This is a genomic window from Amycolatopsis mediterranei (assembly GCF_026017845.1).
Lineage (GTDB): Bacteria > Actinomycetota > Actinomycetes > Mycobacteriales > Pseudonocardiaceae > Amycolatopsis > Amycolatopsis mediterranei.
The window spans coordinates 5,637,759-5,660,198 of sequence record NZ_CP100416.1; the positions used below are offsets into that span (position 1 = coordinate 5,637,759).

Annotated in this window: 20 protein-coding genes; 5 read left to right on the forward strand and 15 right to left on the reverse strand. The window is 71.2% G+C overall.

Going from position 1 to position 22,440, the window contains the following annotated elements:
• Position 1: 1 nt before the first annotated feature.
• Genes ISP_RS25185 through ISP_RS25205 form a run of 5 tightly spaced genes read right to left on the reverse strand, consistent with a single transcriptional unit; the run spans position 2 to position 5,779 of the window.
• Positions 2–283: a PAAR domain-containing protein gene (locus ISP_RS25185; protein WP_013226666.1), complete on the reverse strand. Its 282-nt coding sequence runs from the start codon at positions 281–283 to the stop codon at positions 2–4.
• A gap of 12 nt (positions 284–295) precedes the next feature.
• A complete protein-coding gene (locus tag ISP_RS25190) occupies positions 296–2,119 on the reverse strand; it encodes a VgrG-related protein (RefSeq protein ID WP_013226667.1) in 1,824 nt (607 codons plus the stop codon).
• On the reverse strand, positions 2,112–2,873 hold the full coding sequence (locus ISP_RS25195) for a CIS tube protein (protein ID WP_013226668.1): 762 nt from the start codon (positions 2,871–2,873) through the stop codon (positions 2,112–2,114). The genes ISP_RS25190 and ISP_RS25195 overlap by 8 nt, the downstream gene beginning before the upstream one ends.
• 3 nt (positions 2,874–2,876) lie before the next feature.
• Positions 2,877–3,323, reverse strand: coding sequence for a phage tail protein (locus ISP_RS25200; protein WP_013226669.1), 447 nt, complete (start codon positions 3,321–3,323; stop codon positions 2,877–2,879).
• A 14-nt stretch (positions 3,324–3,337) separates the two neighbouring features.
• Positions 3,338–5,779, reverse strand: a complete 2,442-nt coding sequence (locus tag ISP_RS25205) for a hypothetical protein (RefSeq protein WP_230468342.1) — start codon at positions 5,777–5,779, stop codon at positions 3,338–3,340.
• 13 nt (positions 5,780–5,792) lie between these two features.
• Between ISP_RS25205 and ISP_RS25210 the strand changes: the two genes are divergently transcribed.
• On the forward strand, positions 5,793–6,089 hold the full coding sequence (locus tag ISP_RS25210; protein WP_230468343.1) for a hypothetical protein: 297 nt from the start codon (positions 5,793–5,795) through the stop codon (positions 6,087–6,089).
• Positions 6,090–6,295: 206 nt separating this feature from the next.
• On the opposite strand, the gene ISP_RS25215 is transcribed toward ISP_RS25210, so the two are convergent.
• The 4 genes from ISP_RS25215 to ISP_RS25230 all read right to left on the reverse strand — a co-directional run bounded on the left by ISP_RS25215 (position 6,296) and on the right by ISP_RS25230 (position 8,973).
• Positions 6,296–6,454 (reverse strand): DUF6760 family protein, encoded by a 159-nt coding sequence (locus ISP_RS25215; protein ID WP_003098516.1) that lies wholly within the window; start codon positions 6,452–6,454, stop codon positions 6,296–6,298.
• Positions 6,451–6,900, reverse strand: coding sequence for a hypothetical protein (locus ISP_RS25220; protein ID WP_013226671.1), 450 nt, complete (start codon positions 6,898–6,900; stop codon positions 6,451–6,453). The genes ISP_RS25215 and ISP_RS25220 overlap by 4 nt, the downstream gene beginning before the upstream one ends.
• A 4-nt stretch (positions 6,901–6,904) precedes the next feature.
• On the reverse strand, positions 6,905–7,348 hold the full coding sequence (locus ISP_RS25225; protein WP_013226672.1) for a phage tail protein: 444 nt from the start codon (positions 7,346–7,348) through the stop codon (positions 6,905–6,907).
• A 71-nt stretch (positions 7,349–7,419) separates the two neighbouring features.
• Positions 7,420–8,973, reverse strand: a complete 1,554-nt coding sequence (locus ISP_RS25230; protein ID WP_013226673.1) for a phage tail sheath family protein — start codon at positions 8,971–8,973, stop codon at positions 7,420–7,422.
• A gap of 191 nt (positions 8,974–9,164) precedes the next feature.
• Here ISP_RS25230 and ISP_RS25235 point away from each other — a divergent pair, with 191 nt between their 5' ends.
• The gene (locus tag ISP_RS25235) at positions 9,165–12,599 is read left to right on the forward strand and encodes a phage tail protein (protein WP_230468344.1); all 3,435 of its coding nucleotides are present in this window, start codon (positions 9,165–9,167) and stop codon (positions 12,597–12,599) included.
• 33 nt (positions 12,600–12,632) lie between these two features.
• Here ISP_RS25235 and ISP_RS25240 read toward each other — a convergent pair whose 3' ends face one another.
• The 3 genes from ISP_RS25240 to ISP_RS25250 all read right to left on the reverse strand — a co-directional run bounded on the left by ISP_RS25240 (position 12,633) and on the right by ISP_RS25250 (position 16,121).
• On the reverse strand, positions 12,633–13,376 hold the full coding sequence (locus ISP_RS25240; RefSeq protein ID WP_013226675.1) for an eCIS core domain-containing protein: 744 nt from the start codon (positions 13,374–13,376) through the stop codon (positions 12,633–12,635).
• A gap of 103 nt (positions 13,377–13,479) precedes the next feature.
• The gene (locus ISP_RS25245; protein ID WP_013226676.1) at positions 13,480–15,465 is read right to left on the reverse strand and encodes an ATP-binding protein; all 1,986 of its coding nucleotides are present in this window, start codon (positions 15,463–15,465) and stop codon (positions 13,480–13,482) included.
• Positions 15,462–16,121 (reverse strand): Pvc16 family protein, encoded by a 660-nt coding sequence (locus tag ISP_RS25250; RefSeq protein WP_013226677.1) that lies wholly within the window; start codon positions 16,119–16,121, stop codon positions 15,462–15,464. The genes ISP_RS25245 and ISP_RS25250 overlap by 4 nt, the downstream gene beginning before the upstream one ends.
• Positions 16,122–16,309: 188 nt before the next feature.
• Here ISP_RS25250 and ISP_RS48295 point away from each other — a divergent pair, with 188 nt between their 5' ends.
• Complete coding sequence (locus ISP_RS48295; RefSeq protein WP_071831583.1) at positions 16,310–16,621, forward strand: GNAT family N-acetyltransferase; 312 nt, start codon at positions 16,310–16,312, stop codon at positions 16,619–16,621.
• Here the strand turns inward: ISP_RS48295 and ISP_RS25255 are convergent.
• Entirely contained in the window at positions 16,536–17,357 is an 822-nt protein-coding gene (locus ISP_RS25255) for a hypothetical protein (RefSeq protein ID WP_013226678.1), read from the reverse strand. The genes ISP_RS48295 and ISP_RS25255 overlap by 86 nt on opposite strands.
• Before the next feature lie 604 nt (positions 17,358–17,961).
• Here ISP_RS25255 and ISP_RS25260 point away from each other — a divergent pair.
• Entirely contained in the window at positions 17,962–19,452 is a 1,491-nt protein-coding gene (locus ISP_RS25260; protein ID WP_013226679.1) for a right-handed parallel beta-helix repeat-containing protein, read from the forward strand.
• A 45-nt stretch (positions 19,453–19,497) separates the two neighbouring features.
• Here the strand turns inward: ISP_RS25260 and ISP_RS25265 are convergent, their stop codons facing one another.
• Together ISP_RS25265 and ISP_RS25270 are read right to left on the reverse strand one after the other, a co-directional pair.
• Complete coding sequence (locus ISP_RS25265; RefSeq protein ID WP_013226680.1) at positions 19,498–20,001, reverse strand: hypothetical protein; 504 nt, start codon at positions 19,999–20,001, stop codon at positions 19,498–19,500.
• Between the two features lie 16 nt (positions 20,002–20,017).
• A complete protein-coding gene (locus ISP_RS25270) occupies positions 20,018–21,433 on the reverse strand; it encodes an amidohydrolase family protein (RefSeq protein WP_013226681.1) in 1,416 nt (471 codons plus the stop codon).
• Between the two features lie 129 nt (positions 21,434–21,562).
• Here ISP_RS25270 and ISP_RS25275 point away from each other — a divergent pair, with 129 nt between their 5' ends.
• On the forward strand, positions 21,563–22,372 hold the full coding sequence (locus ISP_RS25275) for an IclR family transcriptional regulator domain-containing protein (protein WP_013226682.1): 810 nt from the start codon (positions 21,563–21,565) through the stop codon (positions 22,370–22,372).
• Positions 22,373–22,440 lie beyond the last annotated feature (68 nt).

Sequence of the window (22,440 nt, forward strand, 5' to 3'; positions counted from 1 at the left end):
ATCAGCCTCCGATCAGGACGGTCGGGCAGCCCATGACGATCGGGGCGCCGCAGGTGGCCATGTCCCCCATCCGGGCCGCCGGCATGCCGCCGATCAGCACCGTCGGGCAGCCCGGCGGCGCGATCGGCGTCGGCGGGTGCACCGCGGGCGGCGGGAACGAGCACGTGTGCAGCGTCCCGACGTTCGCGGCGGGCAGCCCGCCGATCAGCACGGTCGGCACCCCGGGCCCGGCGATGACGCCCGGGTGCCCGGTCGGGTCGCCGACCCTCGCGGCTGGTGGCATGTCGCTCCCCCGTCAGTTGATCTTGACCACGCTGCCGCGCACGGTGACGACACCGCTGGCGGTCAGCTCCGTCTGGCCCTGGCCGGCGACCGAAACGGTGGCGCCCTCGACCTTCACACCCGCCGTCCCGTTCAGCTTCAGCTGGCTGCTCGCCTCGATGCTGGCGTCGGTCTGGGACTTCACGGACACCTTCTGGCCCTTGAGCTCCAGCGGCCCGCTGCCCGCGTCGATGCTCACGCCGTTCTGCGCCTTGACCGTGACGCTCTTGCCGCTGGTCACCTCGATGACCTGGTTCTTCTGGTCGATCTTGACCACGAACTTCGCGTCCCCGGAGGACAGGATGATCCCGTCGTCCTCGGCGAATTCGAGCTTGTGGCCCTTCCGCGAGACGAACCCGCGCAACGCCACCTCCCCGCTGTTGCCGTCGACGACCGCCTTGGTGAACTTCGACGGCGCGGTGTCCTTGCTGTTGTAGAGGCCGCCGAGCACGTAGGGCGCTTCGAAGTCGCCGTGTTCGAAGCCCACCAGGACCTCGTCCCCGACTTCGGGCAGCACCAGCGCGCCGCGGTCCTTGCCCGCCCCCGGCTGGACCGTGCGCGCCCAGGTGCTCGTGAACTCCTTGTCCAGCCACGGGAACGTGAGCTTGACGCGGCCGAGTTTCGCCGGGTCCTTGAGGTCGGTCACCTGCGCGGGGACGACACCCGGCCACGACGAGGGCTTCGCCCCGCCCGCGACCAAGCCGTACAGCGAGCGTTCCTGGCGCCCCGACACGGCGAACTCGGTGGTGTAGCCGACTTCGTCGTTGAACAGGTGGCGGGTGCTGGTCAGCGTGTACTTGCCCGAGAAGGGCTGGCCGACGCCGGTGAGCGTGACGGCGGCGCCCGCACGCAGCTTCGGGTTGCCCTTCGCGACGCCGTCGAGCTCGGTGCAGGCACTGCCGAACCGGTCGGCCAGCGCCTTGGCGGTCGCGTCCGCCTCGCCCTGGGTGCGCCGGGGCGCGGCGGCGTCGAGGAAGGGCGGGCTCGCGAACTTGCCCGCCAGCGCGACCGGGTCCACGCCCGGCACGTCCGTGCCCGCGTTCTTCGGGGTCGCGGTGGCGGTGATCGGCTGCTTGTTCTCGTAGTCCCAGCCGTTGACCCGCACCTCGGGGACCTGCTCGGCCGCGGTGACGCTGGCGCGCAGGCTGAGCAGCGTCCCGTGGGCCTCGAGGACCAGCGGGTCGGCGGTCGCCTTGGTGGTCGGCGAGGGTGCGCCGGACGGCTTCTCCGGGAGCTCGAAGTTCAGCTTCCCGTCCCGGACGGCGATCTGCGCGCCCACCACGTCGGCCAGCCGGGACAGGAACTCCCAGTCGCTGACGTTGTCCTGGCTCAGCTGGGCGTTCGGCCGGCCGCCGACGCCCTTGACGTCGTCGATCTTCCCGGCCGGCAGGTTCGCGCGCCGGGCGACCTTGCGCACGACGTCGGCGATCGTCATGTTCGGGTACGCCGCGACCCGGCGGCCGCGGAACAGCCGGTGCGCGTGGTCGTACCCGCGGACCTCGGTGAACGTGCCGTGCGGGTCCAGGTCGACGGCGACCGCGGTGACCTCGCCCGAAAGCAGGTCCTGCGGGCCCTCGGGGTCGGACGTCTGGACCTTGAGCTTGATCTTCGCCCCGACCTTGAACTTGCCCTTCTCCAGCACGACGGCACCGGGGTCGCGGAAGCGCAGCACGAAGGTGTCCGGCAGGTTCCGGCTGTCGTCGACGTAGGCGTAGCCGAGCATCACCCGGACGTCGTCGGGCAGCGCGGTGCCTTCGACCTCGACCACGAGGGTGTTCGTGAAGGTTTCGTTAGCCATCGAGCTCCTCCAGCGCCGGCACCAGGAGCCGGGTGCCGGGCCGCAGCCGCATCGGGTCGTCGATGTCGTTGGCGTCGGCGATCTCGCGCCACCTCCCGGCGTCGCCGTAGGCGCGGAACGCCACCGAGGGCAGGGAGTCCCCGGCGACGAGCACGTGCGTGTCCCGGGCGGCGAGCGCGCCGGACGTCGGGTTCTGGCCCCCCAGCTCGCCCGAGATCTCCTCGAGGTTCACCGTGCAGATCGCGCGCACCGGCGTCCCCGCCGGCGTGAACAGCGTGTACTTCGCCGTGACACTGGCGACGTAGGCGGGGAAGCCGGTCATCCCGCCCCACTTGAAGATCACCCACGGCGGCGAGGGCTTCTTGTGCTGACGGCTGTCCTCGGTGGCCACGCAGCAGGTGAACAGCTGCTCGACCTTCTTGACGACGGCGTCGTTCATCTTGTCGGTGGCGTCGATGAACATCTCCAGCGAGAGCTTCGCCGGATCGGACCCCTTGAACTGCGGCGGCGCGCTCTTCTTGGCGTTGGGCTGGGCGTCCCGGCCCCATTTGGCGTTCTTGCTGACCGAGAATTCCTTGGGGTTGAACTGGAACTCGATGTCGAACATCCAGTCGCCGGGCGGCTGCCCGGTCCCGCCGGACTGGGGCGGCTTGTGGACTTTCAGCACCGCGCGCTGGAGGTTGCTGGGCGCGCCTGAACTGTAGGCCGCCGTGGACTGGGAGCCGGCCGAGGTGAAGGTGACGGGCGAGGGCATCGGTCAGCCTTTCTTCGCCGGGCTGAGGAAGCCGTGGTGGGCCAGTTCGAGGGTCTCGGTGGCGACCTTCGGCGAGTCGGGCGAGAGCTGCGGCCCGCTCCACCGCACCGGGACGACGCCTTCGAGGGCCCAGCTGGCGATCACCTTGCCTTCGAGGGTGCGCGCCTCGATGGTGGCGGTCTTGCGTTCGATCCCGCCGGCCAGGCTGGCGAACCACTTGGTGATCTGCGAGCTGGCCTCGGTGACCGGGCGCGAGAGCTTGATGTTCGAGTACTTGATCCGGGTCGGCAGCTGCCAGACCATGCCGTTGTTGCCGCCCTCTTCCCGCTGTTCCATGACGAATTCGCAGCCGAGCCCGTCACAGCTGGAGAATGCGCCGAGGTTGCCGAGGTTCTTGTCGTCCAGCTTGACGACATAGCACACGGCAACGGCCTCTTCGGTGTCCGGCATCGTCGGCTCCTCCTTCAGTGCGGGCGATCGGTGAGCGCGCCCCGGCGCTCACGGTCGAGACGGAGTTCGGTCTTGAGCCGCCGCAGCAGCGGATCGAACAGTTTCTTGACGAGCTCTTCGGTTTCCGGCGGCTGCTGGTGCGGAACCGGCGCAGGCGCGGGCGCCGGATCGGGTACGGGTGCGGCCGGCGGTTCCGGCTCGCGCTGGACGACCGGCGCGGGAGGCGGTGGCGGGTCCGGTGTGGACGGTCGGACCGGCTCGGCAATCCTCGCGACGGGCAGGGTTTCGCTCGTGCGGAACGCGAGGTCGGCGTGGGGTGCCGGGGTATCGGCGGGGCGAGCGACGGGCAGGGCGGGGGTTTCGATCGCTCGTGCGACCAGGAGAGGCGGTGCCGCGGCTCCGGTCACGGAGGCCATGCCATCGACGGCCCTCGCCACCGAGAGCGGCGGCAGTGCGGTCCCGGTCGACGATCCATCGGCGAGCCGCCCCACCGAGAGCAGCGGCTGTGCGGCCCCCGTCATCGGCGCCGATCCATCGACGGCCCGCGCGACCGGAAGCGGCGGTGCGGCGGCTCCAGCCAAGGGCGCTGACCCATCGACAGCTCCCGCCACCGAGAGCGGTGCCCCGGCGGTCCCGGTCGACGATCCATCGGTGGACCGCGCCACCGAGAGCAGCGGTTGCGCGGCCCCCGTCATCGGCGCCGATCCATCCGCGAGCCGCCCCACCGAAAGCAGCGGCTGCGCGGCCCCGGTCACCGGCGCCGATCCATCCGCGAGCCGCCCCACCGAAAGCAGCGGCTGCGCGGCCCCGGTCACCGGCGCCGATCCATCGACGACCCGCGCCACCGGAAGCGGCGACACGGCGGGTCCGGTCACCGCCGCTGACCCATCGAAGGCCCGTGACACGGGAAGCGGCGGTGCGGCGGGCCCGGTCACCGGTGCCAATCCATCGGCAGCCCGCGCAACCGGAAGCGGCGACACGGCGGCCCCGGTTACCGGCGCCGACCCGTCGACGGCCCGCGCCACCGGAAGCGGAGGTGCGGCAGCTCCCGGCAGCGGGGTTGCCGAGCCTTCAGCCGCGCGAGCCACAGCGAGGCCCGGGGTTTCGATCGCTCGTGCCACCGGGAGCAGCGGCACCGCGGCTCCCGCCATCGGGCTCGCCGCGCCTTCGAGCGCCCCGGCCGCCGGGAGCGGCCCTTCGATGGCGCGCGCAACCGTCAGCGGGGCACTCTGTGTCGTTTCTGCCGTCGCGGCAGGGGCATCCTCGGCTGCCCGGGCCACCGGAAGCAGGGAACCTTCGCTCGCCCGGGTTGCCGGGAGCTCGAGACCGCGTGTCACCGCAAACGGTGGTTCCTCGGCCGCTCGTGCCACGGAGAGCACCGAGGTCTCAGTCGCCCGCAACACCGGAAGCGGCGGCTCCGACGCAACCGGGCGCCCCGATGTCTCGACAGCCCGCAGCACCGGAAGCGGCGGTCCCGGTGTAGCGGACGCGGCAGCGAGTGTCGGGGACTCGACCACCCGAGAAACCGGCGACTCATCGGCCCCGGGTGCCCCGGAAAGTGCCGAAGTGCCCTCCGCGCCCGGCAACGAAAGCGTCGAGGTCCCGGCCGCTCGCGCCATCGGCTCCTGAACCGCGGCCGCCCGGGACACCAGCAGCGAGGAATCCTGCACTGTCGGCGCCACCGGCAGTTCGGCCGCCCCAGAGGCCTGCGCCGCGGGTCCCACCGGCAACGCCGAGGGTTCGATCGCTCGCGACACCGGCAGCGACGGCCCGTGCCCCGCTGGTTCCACCGTCAGCGCCGAAGTTTCGACCGCCCGCGCCACCGGCAGCAACGGCCCGTGCGTCGCCGATCCCATCGGTGGCGGCGGCTCGGCAGCCGGTCGCGAGGTCTCAGCCGCCTGCGACACCAGCGGTGACGAATCCTGCGCCGCCGTCTCAACCGCGCGGGACACCGGCAGCGTTGACTCCTGAGCCGTCGGGACGACGGGAAGCGCCTCGGTCGCACTCGGCACCTGAAGCATCGGCTCCGCCGGCGGAAGCCCCGCCGATCCACCGGCTCCCAGCACCGGAACCGAAGCACCCCCCGCCTCCGAGCCGGCTGAGCCGTCGACCGCTCGCGAAACCGGGAGCGGCGCCCCCGGGTTCTCGCTGCGCAACGGCGGGGAAACGCTCGTCGAGCCGCCCGGTGTCCCGGGCGGCTCCGTGGTCTCGACTGGGCGGAACGTGTTCACCGGCGGCGAACCGGTCGTCCGCGACACCGGCTCAGGTGGAGGCGAGAACGGCGCAACGTCGTCCGCCAGGCGCGACACCGGAAGCGCACCGGACTCCGGCAGCATCGGCGCGCCGAGTCCCAGCCGCCGTGGCACCGCCTGCTCGGTCCGCTCGACGAGCGGCAACTCGAGCCGCGCCGGCTCGGCCGGTGCCGGTTCGGGTGCCGGCGGTTCCGGCGCCGCCACCGGGACCACCGGGGTGACGTCGGCCGCCGGAGTGTCCACAGGGGACGGCTCGGCGATCGCCTGGAGGGTCCGCACCGGCGGCCCGCTCTCGGCCGCCGCGGACGTCAGCGGCGGCACGGCCTCGCGCGCGGCGACGACCGGCAGCACCAGCGGCAAGTCCACCGGTTCCCCGGCCTGCCCGCCGCCGGCGGCCCGCTGCACCGAAGCGCCGCGAAGCCGGGACGGCGGCTCCACCAGCGGCAGGGGCGTCTGGGCGGGACGCACCAGATCGCCGATGACGCCGGCGGGTTCCGCCGGGCCGACCCGGTGACCGAGCGGCTCGAGGTAGCCCGGACTCTGCCAGGACGACAGCGTCGAGCTGAACCGCTGCACCGGGTTGACCAGCGGGTGCTCGGCCAGGACGCGCTGGATCGGCGCCACGCTCCGCCACTCGGCGCGCTTCACCGGCAGCGCGGCCGGCTCAGGCGCAAGCACGGGCGGCGGCCCTGCCTCCTTCCGGCGAAACCACATCGTGCGTCACCGTCCCTGGCTCATCCGGGTGTTGATCCGGGCGATCTCGGCGACGTAGGTCAACCGGTCGGGGTGTTCGAGGTCGAGGATGTCGTCGAGGGACCAGTGGAGGTGGTAGGCCACGTACGCGACTTCCTCGTGCAGCCGGTCGGCCGCGTACGTCACGATTCCCCCAGGCGGCCACCGGCGACGTCCACGACGAAGCTGTGGCCGCACTCGGGGCAGGCGACACCCGCCCGGGTGTGGCCCTCGCTGTTGACCCGGCGGTACATGTCCTGCAGGAACGCCAGGTCGGAGGCGAACAGGTTCTCGATGACCCCGGCGTGTACGTCGGTGATGTCGCCGATCCGGGTGACCACCCGGGCCAGCAGCACCACCGTGAGGAACGCCGAGTTCTCGCGCACCCGGTCGTCCCGCAGCGGGATCAGCTCGTCGCGCGCGGTGGCCAGGCGCATCACGCCGGAGTGGTGCACCTTGCCCTCGTCGTCGACGTACCCGCGCGGGAGCTCGAACGCGAACTCCGTCCGCAGCTTCGGCCGTTCCGCCCGGGGCTCCCCCGCCGGCGCGGCGGGGGCTTCCTCGACCGGGGCCGACGCCATCACCCTGCGCATCGGCTCACTCGACTTCCATCTGCTCGTAGGTGATGACGAGCTTCTCGGTGAGCACGCTCGTGTCGCCGGCCTTCAGCGAGCCGATCTCCAGGCTCTTCGGCCACGCGTTGGTGAGCTTGTAGCGCTTGAGCGCGGTGCCTTCGTAGTCGTAGACGATGATCGCGCCGCCCTTGCGGGCCGTCGCCATCTTGCCGAAGTGCGCGTCCTTGACCCACTTCTCGAAGCTGTTGTCCTCGGTCAGGCCGCGGGTCAGCGTGACCTCACCGGCCTTGGGGCGGCCGGGGAGCTTCTTGATGACGTACTTGCCGTCGGCGGTGTTCTGCTTGAGCTCGATGACGTCCTGCTCCATCTTGAGGCCGGAGACCTCGGAGATCTGCTTGATCTGGACGCCGTCGATCTCGAGCCCGAAGGAGTGGCCTACCGCCTTGTCAAGATCGGGAAGTGCCATTGCGAAGCCCTTTCATCAACACTGTGGCGCGCAGCGCCTCGATTGAGGGTGGTGGCGGGGGCATGGATGGATCACTCGTTGACGAGGCTGGTGCCGCCGGACATCTGGGCCAGCCGGAAGATCACGAACTCCGCCGGTTTCACCGGGGCGATGCCGACTTCGCAGATGACCTGGCCGAGGTCGATCCCCTCGGCCGGGTTGGTCTCGCGGTCGCACTTGACGAAGAAGGCCTCGTCCGGGGTGAGCCCGAACAACGCGCCCTTGCGCCACTCCATCACCAGGAACGCGCTGATCGTGCGCCGGATCCGCGCCCACAGCGCGTCGTCGTTCGGCTCGAACACGACCCACTGGGTGCCGCCGAGGATCGACTCCTCGAGGTAGTTGAACAGCCGCCGGACGTTCAGGTAGCGCCACGCCGGGTCGCTCGAGAGCGTCCGCGCGCCCCAGACCCGGATGCCCTTGCCGGAGAACGACCGGACGCAGTTGACGCCGATCGGGTTGAGCAGTTCCTGCTCCGCCTTCGTCAGGTGCGTCTCCAGCGCGAGCGCGCCGCGGACGACCTCGTTGGCCGGGGCCTTGTGGACGCCGCGGGTGGCGTCGGTGCGGGCCCACACGCCGGCCATGTGACCGCTCGGCGGGATGAACGCGTTCGTGCCCGAGGCGGGGTCGAGGACCTGGACCCACGGGTAGTACAGCGCGGCGTACTTCGAGTCGTACCCGGCCGCGTCCATCCGCCAGCTGCGGATTTCCTGCGGGTTGAGCGCCGGCGGCGGGTCGATGATCGCCATCCGGTCGCCCATCAGCTCGCAGTGGGCGATCATGGCCAGCTGCACGGCCTTGACGGTGTCGAGGTCGATCAGGTCGCGCTGGTAGGCGGCCATCAGGTCCGGTGCCGCGACCATGGTGATCTCGTCGATGGCTTCCAGGCCGCCGAACCCGGTCCGGTCGGCGACGTCACCGACGTAGTCGTTCGCCGCGACCCGGCGCGGGACCGGGGGTGCCTCCGGGTCCTTCGGCGGCGCCGAGAGCACCGCGGTGCCCTTGTCGGGCTTGGTGACCGCGCCGCCGGTGGCGACCTCTTCGATGGTGATGAGGCTGGACTTCTCCCGCACCGCGGTGACGACGTTCTCCTTGGTGCGCTTGGTCGTCACGTTGTGCGTTTCGACGACCTTGCCGTCCTGCTTGACCAGCACGGTGAACCGGTCTTCGGCCGGGTTGTCGCCGGTCGGTTCGGCCACCTCGACGGTGATCTCGCCGCCCTGCTTGCCCTCCGGCAGCTCCTTCGCGACGAAGCGGTAGCCGCCGAGCACGGCCTGGCGGGCCTCGATCTGCTTCGGCGCGGCGCCGTTGTTCTGGGCGCGCGACCCGCCGATGCGGACGATGTAGCAGTTGCTGCCCCCGTTGAGGAAGTAGCCGTAGACCGACTGGGCCAGGTAGCAGCCCTCGATGAAGTCACCGAAGGTCTGGGTGAACTGGCCCCAGTTGGACACCAGCGTCGGGGTGTTGAAGGGACCGTCCGCCGCGAAGCCGACGAAGGCGGCGACCGCGGTGCCCACGCCCTCGATCGGCCGTGCGCCCGCCTCGATCTCCTCGACGTACACCCCCGGCGTGAGATAGGTGGGCATGCGTGCCTCCCTTGTCGACGCACAAGTCTTGTCCCCGGCGATGCTGCTGCCAGGGCGTTCTCCGCGGAACGACCGTGCGGCTAGGCCCGCGGGAACCGATCTCTGCCCTTAAAGGCAACTGCCCGTTCGGGCAGCCGTGCCCGCCCGTCCGGTCGTTGGCAACCGGCCCGGCAGGGCCGACAGTTGAACCCATGCCAACGGGCCGGGACAAGGCGCCACGGGAGCCGTCCGGGCAGTCCGCCCAGCCGGTCCGGCCGGCCCGCCGGGCGACCCCTCCCGCGTTGCTGCGCCTGCAGGCCTCGGCGGGCAACGCGGCGGTTTCGGGCCTGGTCGCGTTGCAGCGGCAGGGCTGTCCCGCTCCCCCGGTCGCTCCGCCCGGCGTGACCCCCGCGTCCGACCCGAAGTTCCAGTCGCTGAAGAAGGACGTCGGCGGCCAGGCCAAGACGGCGAAGGCGCACCCGCCCGCCGGCGCGGAGGTCAAGAAGGCGCAGGACGCCGCGGTGGCGCCGCCCGACGACAAGGACGCGCAGGCCAAGGCCGCCCAGGCGGACAAGATGGCCGCGGCGAAACCGGCCGGCTTCGACAAGGCGGCCTTCATCGCGGCGGTGAACGCCGCGATCGCCAAGCAGGCGCCGAAAAACCTCGACGAGGCCGACAAGTTCGCCACCTCCGGCAAGGCGGACCAGGTGAAGGCCGAGGTGCTGGGCAAGGTCACCAGCGGCAAGGACGCCTCGGCCAAGGACGTCACCGACCGGACGAAGGAACCGCCGGACCCCGGCCGGGCCGTGGAAAAGCCGGTCACGCCGCTGCCGGAACCACCGGCCGCGCCCGTGCTGGCGCCGCCGGACGCGCGCAAGGCAACCCCGGACAAGGCGCCGCCCGAGCAGACGGATCTGCGGGCAGGCCAGTGCGAGACCCAGGGCGCGATGGCCGAGGCGGGCGTCACCGACCAGCAGCTGGCCGAGTCCAACGAGCCGGAGTTCACCGGCGCGCTGGCCGCGAAGCGGGAAGGCGAGCAGCACACGGCTTCGGCGCCGGCCGCGGTCCGCGAGTCCGAGGCCGGGCAGCTGGCCGCGGTGACCGGCGCGGCCCAGGCGTCCGGGCAGGCGGCGATGGCGGGCATGACGGGCGCCCGGTCGTCGTCGGCCCAGCGGGGCCAGGCGGCGAAGTCGGCCACGAAGTCGAAGGACGAGCAGGACCGGGCGCGGATCACCGGCGAGATCAAGGCGATCTTCGACGAGACCAAGACCAAGGTCGAGGGCGTGCTGGGCGCGCTCGACGACCAGGTGGCGAAGAAGTTCGAGGCCGGCGAGGCGCAGGCCAAGGCCGCGTTCACCGCCGACCACCAGGCGCGCATGAAGCGCTTCAAGGACGAGCGCTACGACGGGATCACCGGCGCCGCGCGGTGGGCGTACGACCTCTTCGCCGACCTGCCCGCCGAAGCGAACAACCTCTTCCTCGAGGCCAAGAAGGTCTACGAGTCGAAGATGCAGGGCGTCATCGGCGACATCGCGGACTTCGTCGGCCAGAAGCTGGGCGAGGCCAAGCAGCTGATCGCCGACGGCCGCGCCCGCGTGCAGCAGAAGGTGGCGTCCCAGTCGCCGGCGTTGCGCAAGATCGCCGGCGAGGCGGCGAAGGAGTTCGGCGGCCAGTTCGACGACCTCGAGAAGTCCGTCGACGAGAAGCAGGATGCGCTGGTCGAAGACCTGGCCCAGAAGTACGGCGAGGCCCGCAACGCCGTCGACGAGGAGATCAAGACGCTGCAGGCGGAGAACAAGGGCCTGTGGAGCAAGGCGAAGGAAGCCGTCGGCGGCGCGATCGAGACGATCCTGAAGCTGAAGGACATGCTGCTCGGCGTGCTTTCGCGGGCCGCGAACGCGGTCGGGTTGATCATCGCGAAGCCGATCGAGTTCCTCGGCAACCTGGTCAACGCGGTCAAGACCGGCGTGATGAACTTCGGCGCCAACATCGTCGAGCACCTCAAGGAGGGCCTGAAGGGGTGGCTGCTGGGCAACCTGGCGAGCGCGGGCATCGAGATCCCGGAGGCGCTGGACGCCAAGGGCATCCTGAAGATGGTCCTGTCGCTGCTGGGCCTGACCTGGGCCAGCGTCCGCGCGCGGATCCTGCGGTTCATCCCCGAGCCGGTGCTGGCGAAGCTGGAGCAGACCCTCGACGTGGTCAAGATCCTGCTCACCGAGGGCGTGCCGGGCCTGTGGCGCTGGATCGTCGCGAAGCTGGGCGACCTGAAGGAAATGGTGCTCGGCCAGATCAAGGAATTCGTGATCGAGAAGATCGTCAAGGCGGGCATCACCTGGATCATTTCGATGCTCAACCCGGCGGCGGCGTTCATCAAGGCCTGCAAGGCGATCTACGACATCGTGATGTTCTTCGTGGACAAGGCCGCGCAGATCAAGGAGTTCGTGGATTCGGTCCTGGACTCGGTGGAGTCGATCGCCCGGGGCGGCTCGGGTGCGGTGGCGGGCCTGATCGAGCGGACGCTGGCGAAGGCGTTGCCGATGGTGCTGGGGTTCTTGGCCAGCCTGCTGGGGCTGGGCGGGATCTCGGAGAAGATCAAGTCGGTGCTGGAGAAGGTCCAGGCCCCGGTCGGCAAGGTGATCGACTCGGTCGTGGGGACCATCGTCAAGGCGGGCAAGAAGGTCTGGAGCAAGTTCAAGGGCAAGAAGGGCAGCGGGGTTCCGGACCCGCGCAGCGCCGGCCAGAAGCAGCAGGCGCTGGCCCAGGCGAAGCAGGCGGCCGACGCCGAGATGCGCAAGCCGAACGCGACCCAGCACACCGTCGAAGCGGCGTTGCCGAAGATCAAGGACACCTACCAGCTCACGACCATCGCGCTGGTGCCCACGAGCAACGGCAAGTTCAAGACCCACCTGGAAGTCAACCCGACCGACGACACCGGCGAACTCCCGCTGGGGCCGATGGCCCCGGTCGACGAAGCGAAGGTCTACCTCGGCAAGCGGTTCGTCGTGAAGGCGACCAACCGGGTCGCCAAGGTCACCGACGTCCGCCCCGACGGCTGGGTGACGCTCCAGTACGAGCTGGAACGCAACGCCGGCGGCCGGAGCAAGAGCTCCGAAGGGCGGCCGGCGTTCCCGGTGCTCAAGTTCCTGGCCAACACCCCGAACGGCGGCCCCGAACTCGCCCCGGCCGAAGGCGGCGCGAGCCAGACGCAGTACACGATCGACGGCAAGACGCTGCGGCCCGAGTACCACGACGTCCGCGCGGTCTTCTACGGCGGTTCCCACAAGTACAGCGGCCACGACGCCGCCAAGATCGCCGCGGTGATGCGGCCCGACGGGCGGACGTTCACCTGCCCGGGTGTCCCGTTCCTCGGCATCGCCCCGCACGTCGCCGCCCGCGTCAAGCCGAACAACGCCGACAACTACGCGCTGGACCACCGGAAGTCCGTGGCCGGGCACTGGAACACCCAGGGCCGGGAGAAGAGCCAGACCGACCGCTCCCAGTTCTACGCGGACCCGGGCAACCTCGAGGTCCTGTGCGGGTCGTGCAACAGCAAGAAGGGGTCCAAGGACGCCGACACGGGCGCGGCCGAGCGGTACCGCAAGGACGTGGAGATCCCGGGCTTCACCGGCCCCGACGGGAAAGAGTGATCCCGGCCGGGCGTTCTCGGACGGCGCAGCCGATCAGGCCTCTTCTTCGGCCTCTTCCTCACGCTGCACGAAGGTCTGCGCCATCTTTTCTTCGCCTTCCTCGGCCTCCGGCGCTTCCTCCCGCTGAACGGCCGCGGAATCCTCCGAATGCGCAGCGTGGCCGCCGTCCTCGCAACGCTGCACCGCGGGCCCGGCCGGAGCCGGCGAAGACATCAGCCGGTCCGCGTTCGCCACGGCTTCGCGCTCGAAGCGGTCCGAAGGATCCGACACCTTCACCCCGCCCCCGGCGTCCGTCCCGTCCACCGGCCCGCTCCGCTGCTGCACCACGTGCGTCAGCTCGTGCGCCAGCATGTGCTTGCCGGAATCGGACGAAGGGTCGTACTTGTCGCGCTGGAACACGATGTTGGACCCCACCGTGTACGCCTGCGCGTTCACCGACTTCGCCGAGTCGTGCGCCGCCCCGTCCGTGTGGACCCGGACGTCGCCGAAGTCGTGGCCGAAGCGGGACTCCATGTCCACGCGGGTCGAGGTGTCCAGCGGCGTTCCGCCACCCGAACCGACCACGTCGTGGACCGGGGAGCGGTCCTCCTCCACCAGCGAAGCCGTCCCCGCGTTGCCCGCCGCGCGCTGCAAGCCCAGCATGCCCGCCGGACCCAGGACGTCGGTGCGGCCGGCCGCGGCCGCCCGGCCCAGCAGGTCGTGGTCGTCCCGCTCGATGCGGTCGCCCTTCGGCCGCAGGGCCGGTTCGAGGTCGTTTTCGTGACTGTGCCCGCGCATGACAGCTCCCTCCGCCGCCCGTAAAGCTTGCCCCGCCGCCGCGCCGCGCGCCAGACTGGCGGGCCCGTCCGGAAGGGCAGCGAAACCTGCCCCTCCGGGCAGCTCAGCCGTCCGTCACCATCGCCAGGTAGGGCCCGAACTCCCGGTCGAGGCAGAGCCGGCCCAGCTTGCGGTACTCCCGCGCGACCGCGCCGACCAGGTCGCTCATCGCCACCGGGCGGCCCGCCTCGGCGGCCAGGTACGCGCCGGTGACCGCGGCCGAACGGATGTGGCCGCCCGCCAGTTCGAACGCCTCGGCGAGGAAGCCCAGGTCCAGGTCCGCCCCGCGCGGCATCCGGACGCCCAGGCAGCGGTCCCACAGCCGGTGGCGGAGTTCGACGTCCGGCAGGGGGAAGTCGACGATGACGTCGAGCCGCCGGGTGAAGGCCTCGTCGAGGTTCGCCCGCAGGTTCGTGGCCAGCACCGCGATCCCGTCGAACGTCTCCATCCGCTGCAGCAGGTACGCGCTTTCGATGTTGGCGTACCGGTCGTGCGCGTCGCGGACTTCCGACCGCTTGCCGAAGATCGCGTCCGCCTCGTCGAAGAGCAGGACGCCGTTGACCCCGGACGCCTCGGTGAAGATCCGCTCCAGGTTCTTCTCCGTCTCGCCGACGTACTTGTCGACCACGGTCGCCAGGTTCACGGTGTAGAGGTCCAGCCCGAGCGACGAGGCGATCACCTCGGCGGACATCGTCTTGCCGGTCCCCGAGTCCCCCGCGAAGAGCCCGGTGACCCCCCGGCCGCGGCCGCCGCCCGGGCGCATCCGCCAGTCGTCGAGCACCTGGTCGCGGTAGCGCGCCCGGGCCGCGAGTTCGTCCAGCAGGGACAGCACGCCCGCCGGCAGCACCAGGTCGGCCCAGCCGACGACCGGTTCGATCCGCCGCGCGAGCCGTTGCAGCCCGGCCGCGTTCTGGCTGCGCGCCCCCGCCCGGACGTGGGCCGTGCGGACCAGCCCGTCGTCGGCCAGCGCGGTCACCGAGGCGGCCTTCGCCGCGCGGGCGATCTGCCCGGGTCCCAGCACGAAGTGGGCGGTCTCCTCCCCCGGGTCGACGCCCGGGGCGAGCCGGCCCTCGAGGCGGCTGCGCCAGAGTTCCGCGCGGTCGGCGGCGGAGAGCGGCAGCGCGTCGAGCTGCAGCGGCGGCGTCGCGCTCCAGCGCGGGTCCCAGGCTCCGGTGCCGTGCGCCACCAGCGGGATCGCCGGGTGCGCGAGTGCCTCCAGCCGCGGGTCCTCGACCGGGCCCAGCACGATCCCGGCGCCGCGCAGCAGCGCCTCCCGCCGCAGCGAGGCGGTGAGCTCGGCGTGGCCGGGTTCGGCCTGCCAGCGCTCCGCGTCCACCACCAGCGCCGGGTAGCCGGCCGCGGCCAGCGCGCCGACGCCGAGTTCCTCGGCCCCGCCACCGGGCTGTTCCTTCAGGTAGACGAGCCCGACCCGGCCGCGGATCGCGCGGGCGAGCCGCTCCCGGCCCGGCACTTCGACGAGTTCGGTGCCCAGGTGCGCGCAGCCGGCGAGCTCGGGCGCGAGCCGGTCGTCGCCGAGCAGGTGGTTGACCACCCGGTCGGGGACGCGCAGCGTGCGCGAGAGGAACGGCCGTTCGTCTTCGCCCACGGTGAGCAGGCCGCAGGTGACCAGCGGGGAGTCGGCGTCGAGCCGGGCGCGCCCGGCCGCCGACGCCTCGGGGATGCCGCACAGGCGCAGCGCCAGCCCGGCGCTGGCGCGGCGGCGGGTCACGTCGTCGTTGAGGTAGCCGTAGAACTGCTCGAACCGGCTGTCCAGGTCGGGGGCGAGGGCGACCAGCAGCAGTTCGACGTCGACGCCGGTGAGTCCCGCGCGTTCGGCGAGCGGGCGCAGCCTGCCGTCCGGGACGGAGTCGGTGAACGGCGTGAACGGCTCGCGGAGCCCTTCCAGCAGCGCATCGATCGTCTCGTTGGACAGGTACAGGCCGCGGAACGGGTCGTCGGGGTTCGGGTCGGCCGCGCGACGGCTGTCGACGGCGTCGCGGATGCGCTGTTCGAGCCGGGCCAGCCGCTCGAACAGGTACTCCAGGCTCACCGCGGCTTCCGGTGGGTGCGCGCCATCGCGACCCGGCGCTGCCCTTCGACGGCCCCGGTCGCGGACACGTGGTGCCCGAGGAGCTCGCCGTCACCGGTGTCGAGCTTGAGGCCTTCCTTGGCGGGCGGCCCGGCCGGGTAGACGCGTCCACTGTGGATCGGCGCGGAGACCACGACGTCCAGCGACGGCTTGAGTTCGCCGCCCAGCGCGGTCCACACGTCGGCGAACGCGCGGTCCTCCGGTGGCGGCAGCGCGACGGTCATCGGCACCGGCAGCCCCATCTCGGCCAGCGACCCGCTGAGCACCTCGGCCGGCACGGCTTCGTGGCGCAGCAGCCCGAGCAGCAGGTCCGACAGCACGCGGTGCTCGTCTTCCGGCCGCTGGGTCCAGGCGGTGACCAGGTAGGACAGCTTGACGTGCTTGGGCGGCAGGTGCCGCGCCGCGACCTCGCCGCGCTGGTCGTACTCGTTGAGCAGCCCCCGCGACCGGCGCCGCATGTCCTCGCGCACGTCGTAGAGGTAGATGTTCACCGTCGGCGCGTTCCGCCGGGCGGCCCAGTCCTTGGTGGGCGCGTCGAAGGCGACGTCGACCTCGCTGCCGCGCAGCGCCTCGTCCTTCACCAGCCGGCGCAGCGCCTCGTCGACCTCGTGGATCACCGGCGGACCTCCTCGCACTGGCGGTGTCTCCACGATGATCGCGCCCGGGCTCCCCGGCCAGCCGCGCAGCGGCGAACCTTCGGGTACGCCCGGCTGCCCGTACGGGCAAAGTGTGTACCGGACGATCACGACCAGGGCCGATCGATGGTGCGACGTTGCCGAACCTCACGCGGGGAGCACGGTCGTTCATGCTCGTCGAGAACGTGGTGGTCGCTGCCGAATACCGGCGGTCGGGCGTGGGCGCGGCGCTGGTCGAGGCGGCCTTCGCCATCGCCCGGCAAGCGCGGTGCTACAAGGTCCTGCTGGCTGTCCCGGTCCGGCCGGGAAGCCGCCCTGAACGCTTTCACGCACGGAGCGAGCCGGGTCCGCGCGGTGCGGACCCGGCTCGCTCAGCCTCGGCTGTGACCGGGAACGTCAGCCCCGGTCGTAGTCGTAGTCGCTGTCCGCGTCGTGGTCGGCCCAGACGTTGTCGTGGTCCGTGGCGTCGGCCACCGCCGTGACCGAGTGCGCCGCGGCACCGCCCACACCCGCCGCGGTGTACCACGCGTGGTAACCCGCGTAGTCCGGCACGGCCAGCGCGTGCGCACCCTCCGACGATGCGCCGTGCGGGCCGGCCGTGTACTTCTCCGCGTCGTACGTCGCGTGGTGCTCACCCGCGTGGCTCACGACGTGCGCCGAGGTCGCGCCGTCCACGCCCGCCGAGTGCTGCTCGGCGTAGTACCCCACGTCGTCGGCGCCATCGTCGTCGGCGTCGTAGACCGGGTGGGCGACGTAGCCCACCGGCTCCTGGTTCACCGGGTCGGGGTGGCTCATGACGTGGTGGTGGTGGTCGACCACGTCGGGGGCGTCGTCGTTGTCGCCGTAGACGTAGTGGTGCTGGTCGCCGGCGTCGTAGTCGCAGTCGTCGTCGTCCCCGTCCTGCCAGCCGTTGTGCGCGGGGTGGTGCCAGGCGTGGTTCCAGCCGTCGTCGCCGGACTCGCCGTTGTGCGTGACGTAGGCGCCGCCGATCCCGGCCACGGCCGCGTCCGAATCCGACCAGTGGTGTCCCCACCAGGTCGAGCCTTCGTCGGTGTCGGTCGTGCCCGCGCCGCCGATGCCGGCCCAGCTGCTGGAGCTTTCGGCGCTCCAGGAGTCGTTCGGCCAGCCGAGCGGATGCGCCGTCGCCGGGCCGGCGATGACGAGGGAAAGCGGCAACGCGAAAGCGCCGGCGACAGCCAGTCGTCGCAATGTGGACATGATTTCTCGGGGTTCCTTCCTGAGTGCGGCAACCGGGTTTCATTCGGGGCCCGGACGCCGGGGCAGAAGTTCTGTCCGATAGGTGACGTTACCGCCCCCATGGGGTTCCGATGCGGCGTTGACCTGCGCAAATACCCGATCGGTGCGGCCAACGCACCATGTGGAGGACAGCCGGGGAATGGGGTCGGACCAGCCTAGTTCGCCGCCGCGGCAGTGGCCGGAATGAATGGCGGTAAATCACTCGCTCAGGTAGTCCTCCGTTTAGCGGATAAGACCGCGGTGCGGAGATCGGCGCCGCGGCGGGGCGGCCCGGCCGCCGTCGGCCGGTCGACGGCCGCGGAGTTCGGCCGGCCGGCTGCCCGGAACGCGGCAGGTGGCCCACCCGCGGGGCGCCGGATGCGCGTCCCGAAGCCCCGCCTCGGCGGGGAATTCCGGCCACGAGCACCGCGGGGCCACGATAACAGAACTGTCCACCGATTGTTCCCACGGTATTCACAGTCGTGGAGTAATCACTGCTTTTTGGGTTACCTGGTACACCCGAAAAGCGCATGAATGGACTCGTTCGGCCCAAGCCGTTGCGCGGTCAATTGCGTAGGTTCACGGCATGTCGCCGATCAGATCCATTCTGACTGTCGTTCTGCTGGCCGCGTTCGTCGTGTCTCCCGGCCCGGCGGTGGCCGCCGCCGAGGTGACCCCCGGACCGGTGTGCGATCACCAGCCACTGGCCAACATGACGGCCCCCGCGGGCGCCGTCACCGTCGACGCCGCGGTCCCCGGCGACCTCTACCACAAGTCGCAGGAGTCGCCGCCCGGGACGACGTTCTGGCTGCCCCCGGGCACGCACACGCTGGCCACCGACCCGTACGGGCAAATCATCCCCAAGGATGGCGACGTCTACCTCGGTGCCCCCGGCGCGGTGCTCGACGGGCAGGGCATCAACCGGGCGGCCTTCACCCAGCAGGCGAAGGACGTGGTGATCCGCGGGCTGACGATCCAGAACTTCGTCGCCCCGCAGGACCAGGGCGTGGTGAACCACGATTCCGGCGAACATTGGATCATCGAAAACACCACCGTGCAGAACAACAAAGGCGCGGGAATCATGGCCGGCGCCCGCCAGGAGGTGCGGCACAGCTGTCTGCGCAACAACGGGCAATACGGTATGAACGCCTACCGATCGGACAGCACGCTCACCGCGCTGATCATCGAAGGCAACGAGATCTCGGGCAACAACACCGATGACTGGGAAACGCGCAGTCCCGGGTGCGGCTGCAGCGGCGGGGTCAAGTTCTGGGTGGTCGACAAGGCCGACGTCCGCGGGAACTGGATCCACCACAACCACGGCGCCGGACTCTGGGCCGACACCGACAACAACGACTTCCTGATCGAGAACAACCTCATCGAGGACAACGACGCCGAGGCGCTGTTCTACGAGATCAGCTACAACCTCGTGTTCCGCGACAACGTCCTGCGCCGCAACAGCCTGGTGGCGGGCAAGCGCCGCGCCGACCGCGGTGACAACTTCCCGGTGGCGAGCGTCTACCTGTCCGAGTCGGGCGGCGAGCCCCGGGTGCCGGCCCGGACGCACCTCATCGACATCTACGACAACACCTTCGAGGACAACTGGTCCGGCATCACCGCGTGGGAGAACGCCGACCGGTTCTGCAACAGCCCGGCCAACACCTCGATCAACACCTGTACCAAGCTCGTCACCGACCGGACGCAGTGCTCGGCGCCCGGCATCGCCTCCCCGCCGCTGTACGACGACTGCCGCTGGAAGACCCAGCTGGTCGAGGTGCACGACAACACGTTCCGCTTCGACCCGGTCGCCGCCGGCTGCACGAACGGGGTCTGCGGCAAGATGGCGCTGCTGTCCAACTACGGGACCTACCCGTCCTGGTCGCCGTACAAGGGCACGCTCGTCCAGGACGCCATCACCCGCGACCAGGGCAACTACTGGTTCAGCAACTCCTACTACGGCCCCTGGAAGTTCGTCGCGGGCGACACGTCCCGGATCCTGACGGCCGACCAGTGGCAGTCGAGCCCCTGGTACCAGGACAACTGCGCGTCCTTCGACGACGTCATGCCGCGCTGTTGAGTCGTGCCGCGCTGCTGAGTCGTGCCGCGCTGCTGAGCGCCGTGCTCAGTGCGCGGAAGCGCCGGAAAGCAGCCCCAGCACCGCGGCGGACTTCGCTTCGTCGAGGAACCGCAGGCCCATGAAGTTGTCGCCGGGGTTGAACCCGGGCAGTGCCCAGATCGCCTCGTAGGGCAGCTCGACGCGCCGGTAGCGGCGCAGGCTGTAGACGTTGCTGAACAGGCACTTGCCCGGGTCGGGGTTCCAGAGACGACGGGCGAAGGCGGGGTTGCGGAACCCGTGGCCCACCTCCGCCGTCGCCTGCACGTGCTTGCGGCCGGTGAAGAGCACGACGTCGCCGGTGGTCACGGTGTCCATCCGGCGGTCGTACTTGTCCTTGGCGCCCCAGAACCGGGCCCGGCCGCCCGGGTGCAGGGCGTCGAGGCGAGCGAGGTCCGCGGGCTCGAGCAGGTCGGCGAGCTCGCGGAAGGCCACCATCCGGTCGAGGGATTCCGCGCCGTAGCGGCGGGTGTCCGCGGTGCCGTATGCGGGCTGGACGAAGACCTGGACCACGGTGCAGAACGGTAGCTCAGCCGCCGTGGGTGGTCTCGCTCTGGTAGTCGGTGTAGGTGTACGGGTTGTCGAGGATCTTGGCTTCCGGGACGTCGGGGTTCATCCCCTGCCGCCACGCCTCCTCCCCCAGCTGCGTGCGCAGGTGCTCCACCGTCTCCTCGACGCGCCGCCGGACGGCGGGCAGGTCGACGCCGACCAGCTTGCCGTCGCGCTTGACCACCCGGCCGTCGACCAGCACGGTGTGGACGTCGGCGCGCTGGGCCTGGAACGCCACGTGCCCGTAGGGGTTCAGCAGCGGGAACGACACCGGGGAGTCGTCGTTCTTCAGCAGCACGACGTCGGCTTTCTTGCCGGCTTCGAGGCTGCCCAGGTCCGGGCGGCCCAAGGCCGCGGCGCCGCCGCGGGTGGCCCACTCCACCACCTGTTCGGCGCGCAGGGCCGCGTGCGTCACCGTCTCGCCCTTGGCGTGGGCCTCCAGGTGCTCCCGGGACCGGTCGGCGCCCAGGGTGGCGCGCATGGCCGAGAACAGGTCGCCGCTCCACCACACCGAGGTGTCCATCGACAGCGACACCGGGATGCCGTACTTGCGCAGCGCCCAGGTGGGCGGGTAGCCCTGGCCGGCGCTCTGCTCGCTTTCGGTCGAGACCGACACCGACCCGCCGGTGGCGGCGATGCGGTGGTAGGAGTCGGCCGACAGCGAGGCGCCGTGGACGTAGATCGTCTCGGGGGTCATGAACCCGTGGTCGTACATCAGCCGGATGCCGTCGTCGCCGGTCGCGCCCCAGACGCCGGCGTGCGTGGTCACCGGCACGCCGAGGTCGCGGGCCACTTCGAAGGCCGGCTTCTCGGGGAACGCCGGGTCGCCGGTGACGTCGAAGGCGAGCTGGAAGCCGAGGTCGCCGCCCGTGCGCCGCGAGACGAAGTCGCGGAACTCCCCGGTGGCCGTCCAGTTCGCCGGGGCGTCCTGGATGTTGCCGTAGGCGAGGACAAACCGGCCGGGCACGGCTTCGAGCGCGTCGGCCGCCGCGTCGGCGTGCCGGGTGGTCTGCAGGCCGTGGGACCAGTCGACGGTGGTCGTGACGCCGGCTTCCAGGGCTTCCCACGCGCCGAGCAGGTTGCCCGCGTAGATGTCCTCGGGGCGGAACACCTTGCCCCATTCGAGGTAGTACCAGACGAAGTACTGGGTCAGCGTCCAGTCGGCGCCGTAGCCGCGCATGGCCGTCTGCCACAGGTGGCGGTGGGTGTCGATCATGCCGGGCATGACGATGCCGCCGGAGGCATCGATCTCGGTCGTGCCCGCCGGGACCTCCAGCGCGGGTCCGATCGCGGCGATCCGGTCGCCCTCGACCAGGACGTCTTCGCCGGGGAGAACGCTGCGGGCGTCGTCGAAGGTCAGCACCGTGCCACCCCGCAGGACGATCGATCCGGACATGACTGCCTCCGTTGCGTACACTCGTCCGCTGTACGGACAATCGATGGGCGCAGTCACCTTTGCCCAGTGCCGCGCCGGTGTCAATCCCCCCGGCTACGCTGCGGGCAGGACTGCAGAGGGAGGTCGCGCATGCCACGCGAGGGCACCGGTCCCGATTTCATCGAAGCGCTGGCGCGCGGGCTCGAGGTGATCACGGCGTTCGGGCCGCACCGGCCGGAGATGACGCTCGCCGAGGTGGCCGGCGCCACCGGCCTGGCCCGCCCGACCGCCCGCCGGATCCTGCTCACCCTCGAAGAACTCGGCTACGTGCGCACCGACGGGCGCGGCTACGCCCTGACCCCGCGTGTGCTCGACCTCGGCGTCGCCTACGTGCGGTCGATGGGCCTGTGGGACGTCGCCCGGCCGCACCTGGAACGGCTGGTCGCGCGCACGAACGAGTCGTGTTCGATCGCCCAGCTCGACGGGTCGGACATCGTCTACGTCGCCCGGGTCGCGGTGCCGAAGATCGTGGGCCTGAGCGTGCAGATCGGCACCCGGTTCCCGGCGCTGCCGACGTCGCTGGGCAAGGTCCAGCTGGCCGCGCTGCCGCCGGCGGAGCTGGACGCGGTGCTGGCCCAGGCGTCCCGGTCGGGGCTGGTGCCGCGCTGGCAGCCGGACCGCGCCGAGCGCGACGCCGAACTGCGGGAGGTCCGAGCCCGCGGCTGGGCGCTCACCGACGAGCAGCTCGCGCTGGGCATCCGGTCGGTGGCCGCGCCGCTGCGCGACGGGTCCGGGCGGGTGATCGCCGGGGTCAACGTCAACTGCCACGCCGCCGAGACCTCGGTCGAGAAGCTGCTGGAGCACCACCTGCCCCTGCTGTTGCAGACCGCCGGCGAGATCGGCGCGGACTTCGCGCGGCTGGACCGCGTCCCGCACGTCACCGTCCCCGCACTGCCTTGACACTGCCTTGCCCAAGTCGCCTCTGAGTAAGCTGCCTTGACCGCGACGGCACTCGGGAGCAAACTGCG

What these genes read in the sequence shown, in the direction of transcription:
- ISP_RS25220 (WP_013226671.1), bottom strand. Translation starts at nt 6,900, where the DNA reads ATGCGCAGGGTGATGGCGTCGGCCCCGGTCGAGGAAGCCCCCGCCGCG.
- ISP_RS25240 (WP_013226675.1), bottom strand. Translation starts at nt 13,376, where the DNA reads ATGCGCGGGCACAGTCACGAAAACGACCTCGAACCGGCCCTGCGGCCG.
- ISP_RS25235 (WP_230468344.1), top strand. Translation starts at nt 9,165, where the DNA reads ATGCCAACGGGCCGGGACAAGGCGCCACGGGAGCCGTCCGGGCAGTCC.
- ISP_RS25200 (WP_013226669.1), bottom strand. Translation starts at nt 3,323, where the DNA reads ATGCCGGACACCGAAGAGGCCGTTGCCGTGTGCTATGTCGTCAAGCTG.
- ISP_RS25255 (WP_013226678.1), bottom strand. Translation starts at nt 17,357, where the DNA reads ATGTCCACATTGCGACGACTGGCTGTCGCCGGCGCTTTCGCGTTGCCG.
- ISP_RS48295 (WP_071831583.1), top strand. Translation starts at nt 16,310, where the DNA reads ATGCTCGTCGAGAACGTGGTGGTCGCTGCCGAATACCGGCGGTCGGGC.
- ISP_RS25190 (WP_013226667.1), bottom strand. Translation starts at nt 2,119, where the DNA reads ATGGCTAACGAAACCTTCACGAACACCCTCGTGGTCGAGGTCGAAGGC.
- ISP_RS25260 (WP_013226679.1), top strand. Translation starts at nt 17,962, where the DNA reads ATGTCGCCGATCAGATCCATTCTGACTGTCGTTCTGCTGGCCGCGTTC.
- ISP_RS25185 (WP_013226666.1), bottom strand. Translation starts at nt 283, where the DNA reads ATGCCACCAGCCGCGAGGGTCGGCGACCCGACCGGGCACCCGGGCGTC.
- ISP_RS25195 (WP_013226668.1), bottom strand. Translation starts at nt 2,873, where the DNA reads ATGCCCTCGCCCGTCACCTTCACCTCGGCCGGCTCCCAGTCCACGGCG.
- ISP_RS25270 (WP_013226681.1), bottom strand. Translation starts at nt 21,433, where the DNA reads ATGTCCGGATCGATCGTCCTGCGGGGTGGCACGGTGCTGACCTTCGAC.
- ISP_RS25230 (WP_013226673.1), bottom strand. Translation starts at nt 8,973, where the DNA reads ATGCCCACCTATCTCACGCCGGGGGTGTACGTCGAGGAGATCGAGGCG.
- ISP_RS25275 (WP_013226682.1), top strand. Translation starts at nt 21,563, where the DNA reads ATGCCACGCGAGGGCACCGGTCCCGATTTCATCGAAGCGCTGGCGCGC.
- ISP_RS25225 (WP_013226672.1), bottom strand. Translation starts at nt 7,348, where the DNA reads ATGGCACTTCCCGATCTTGACAAGGCGGTAGGCCACTCCTTCGGGCTC.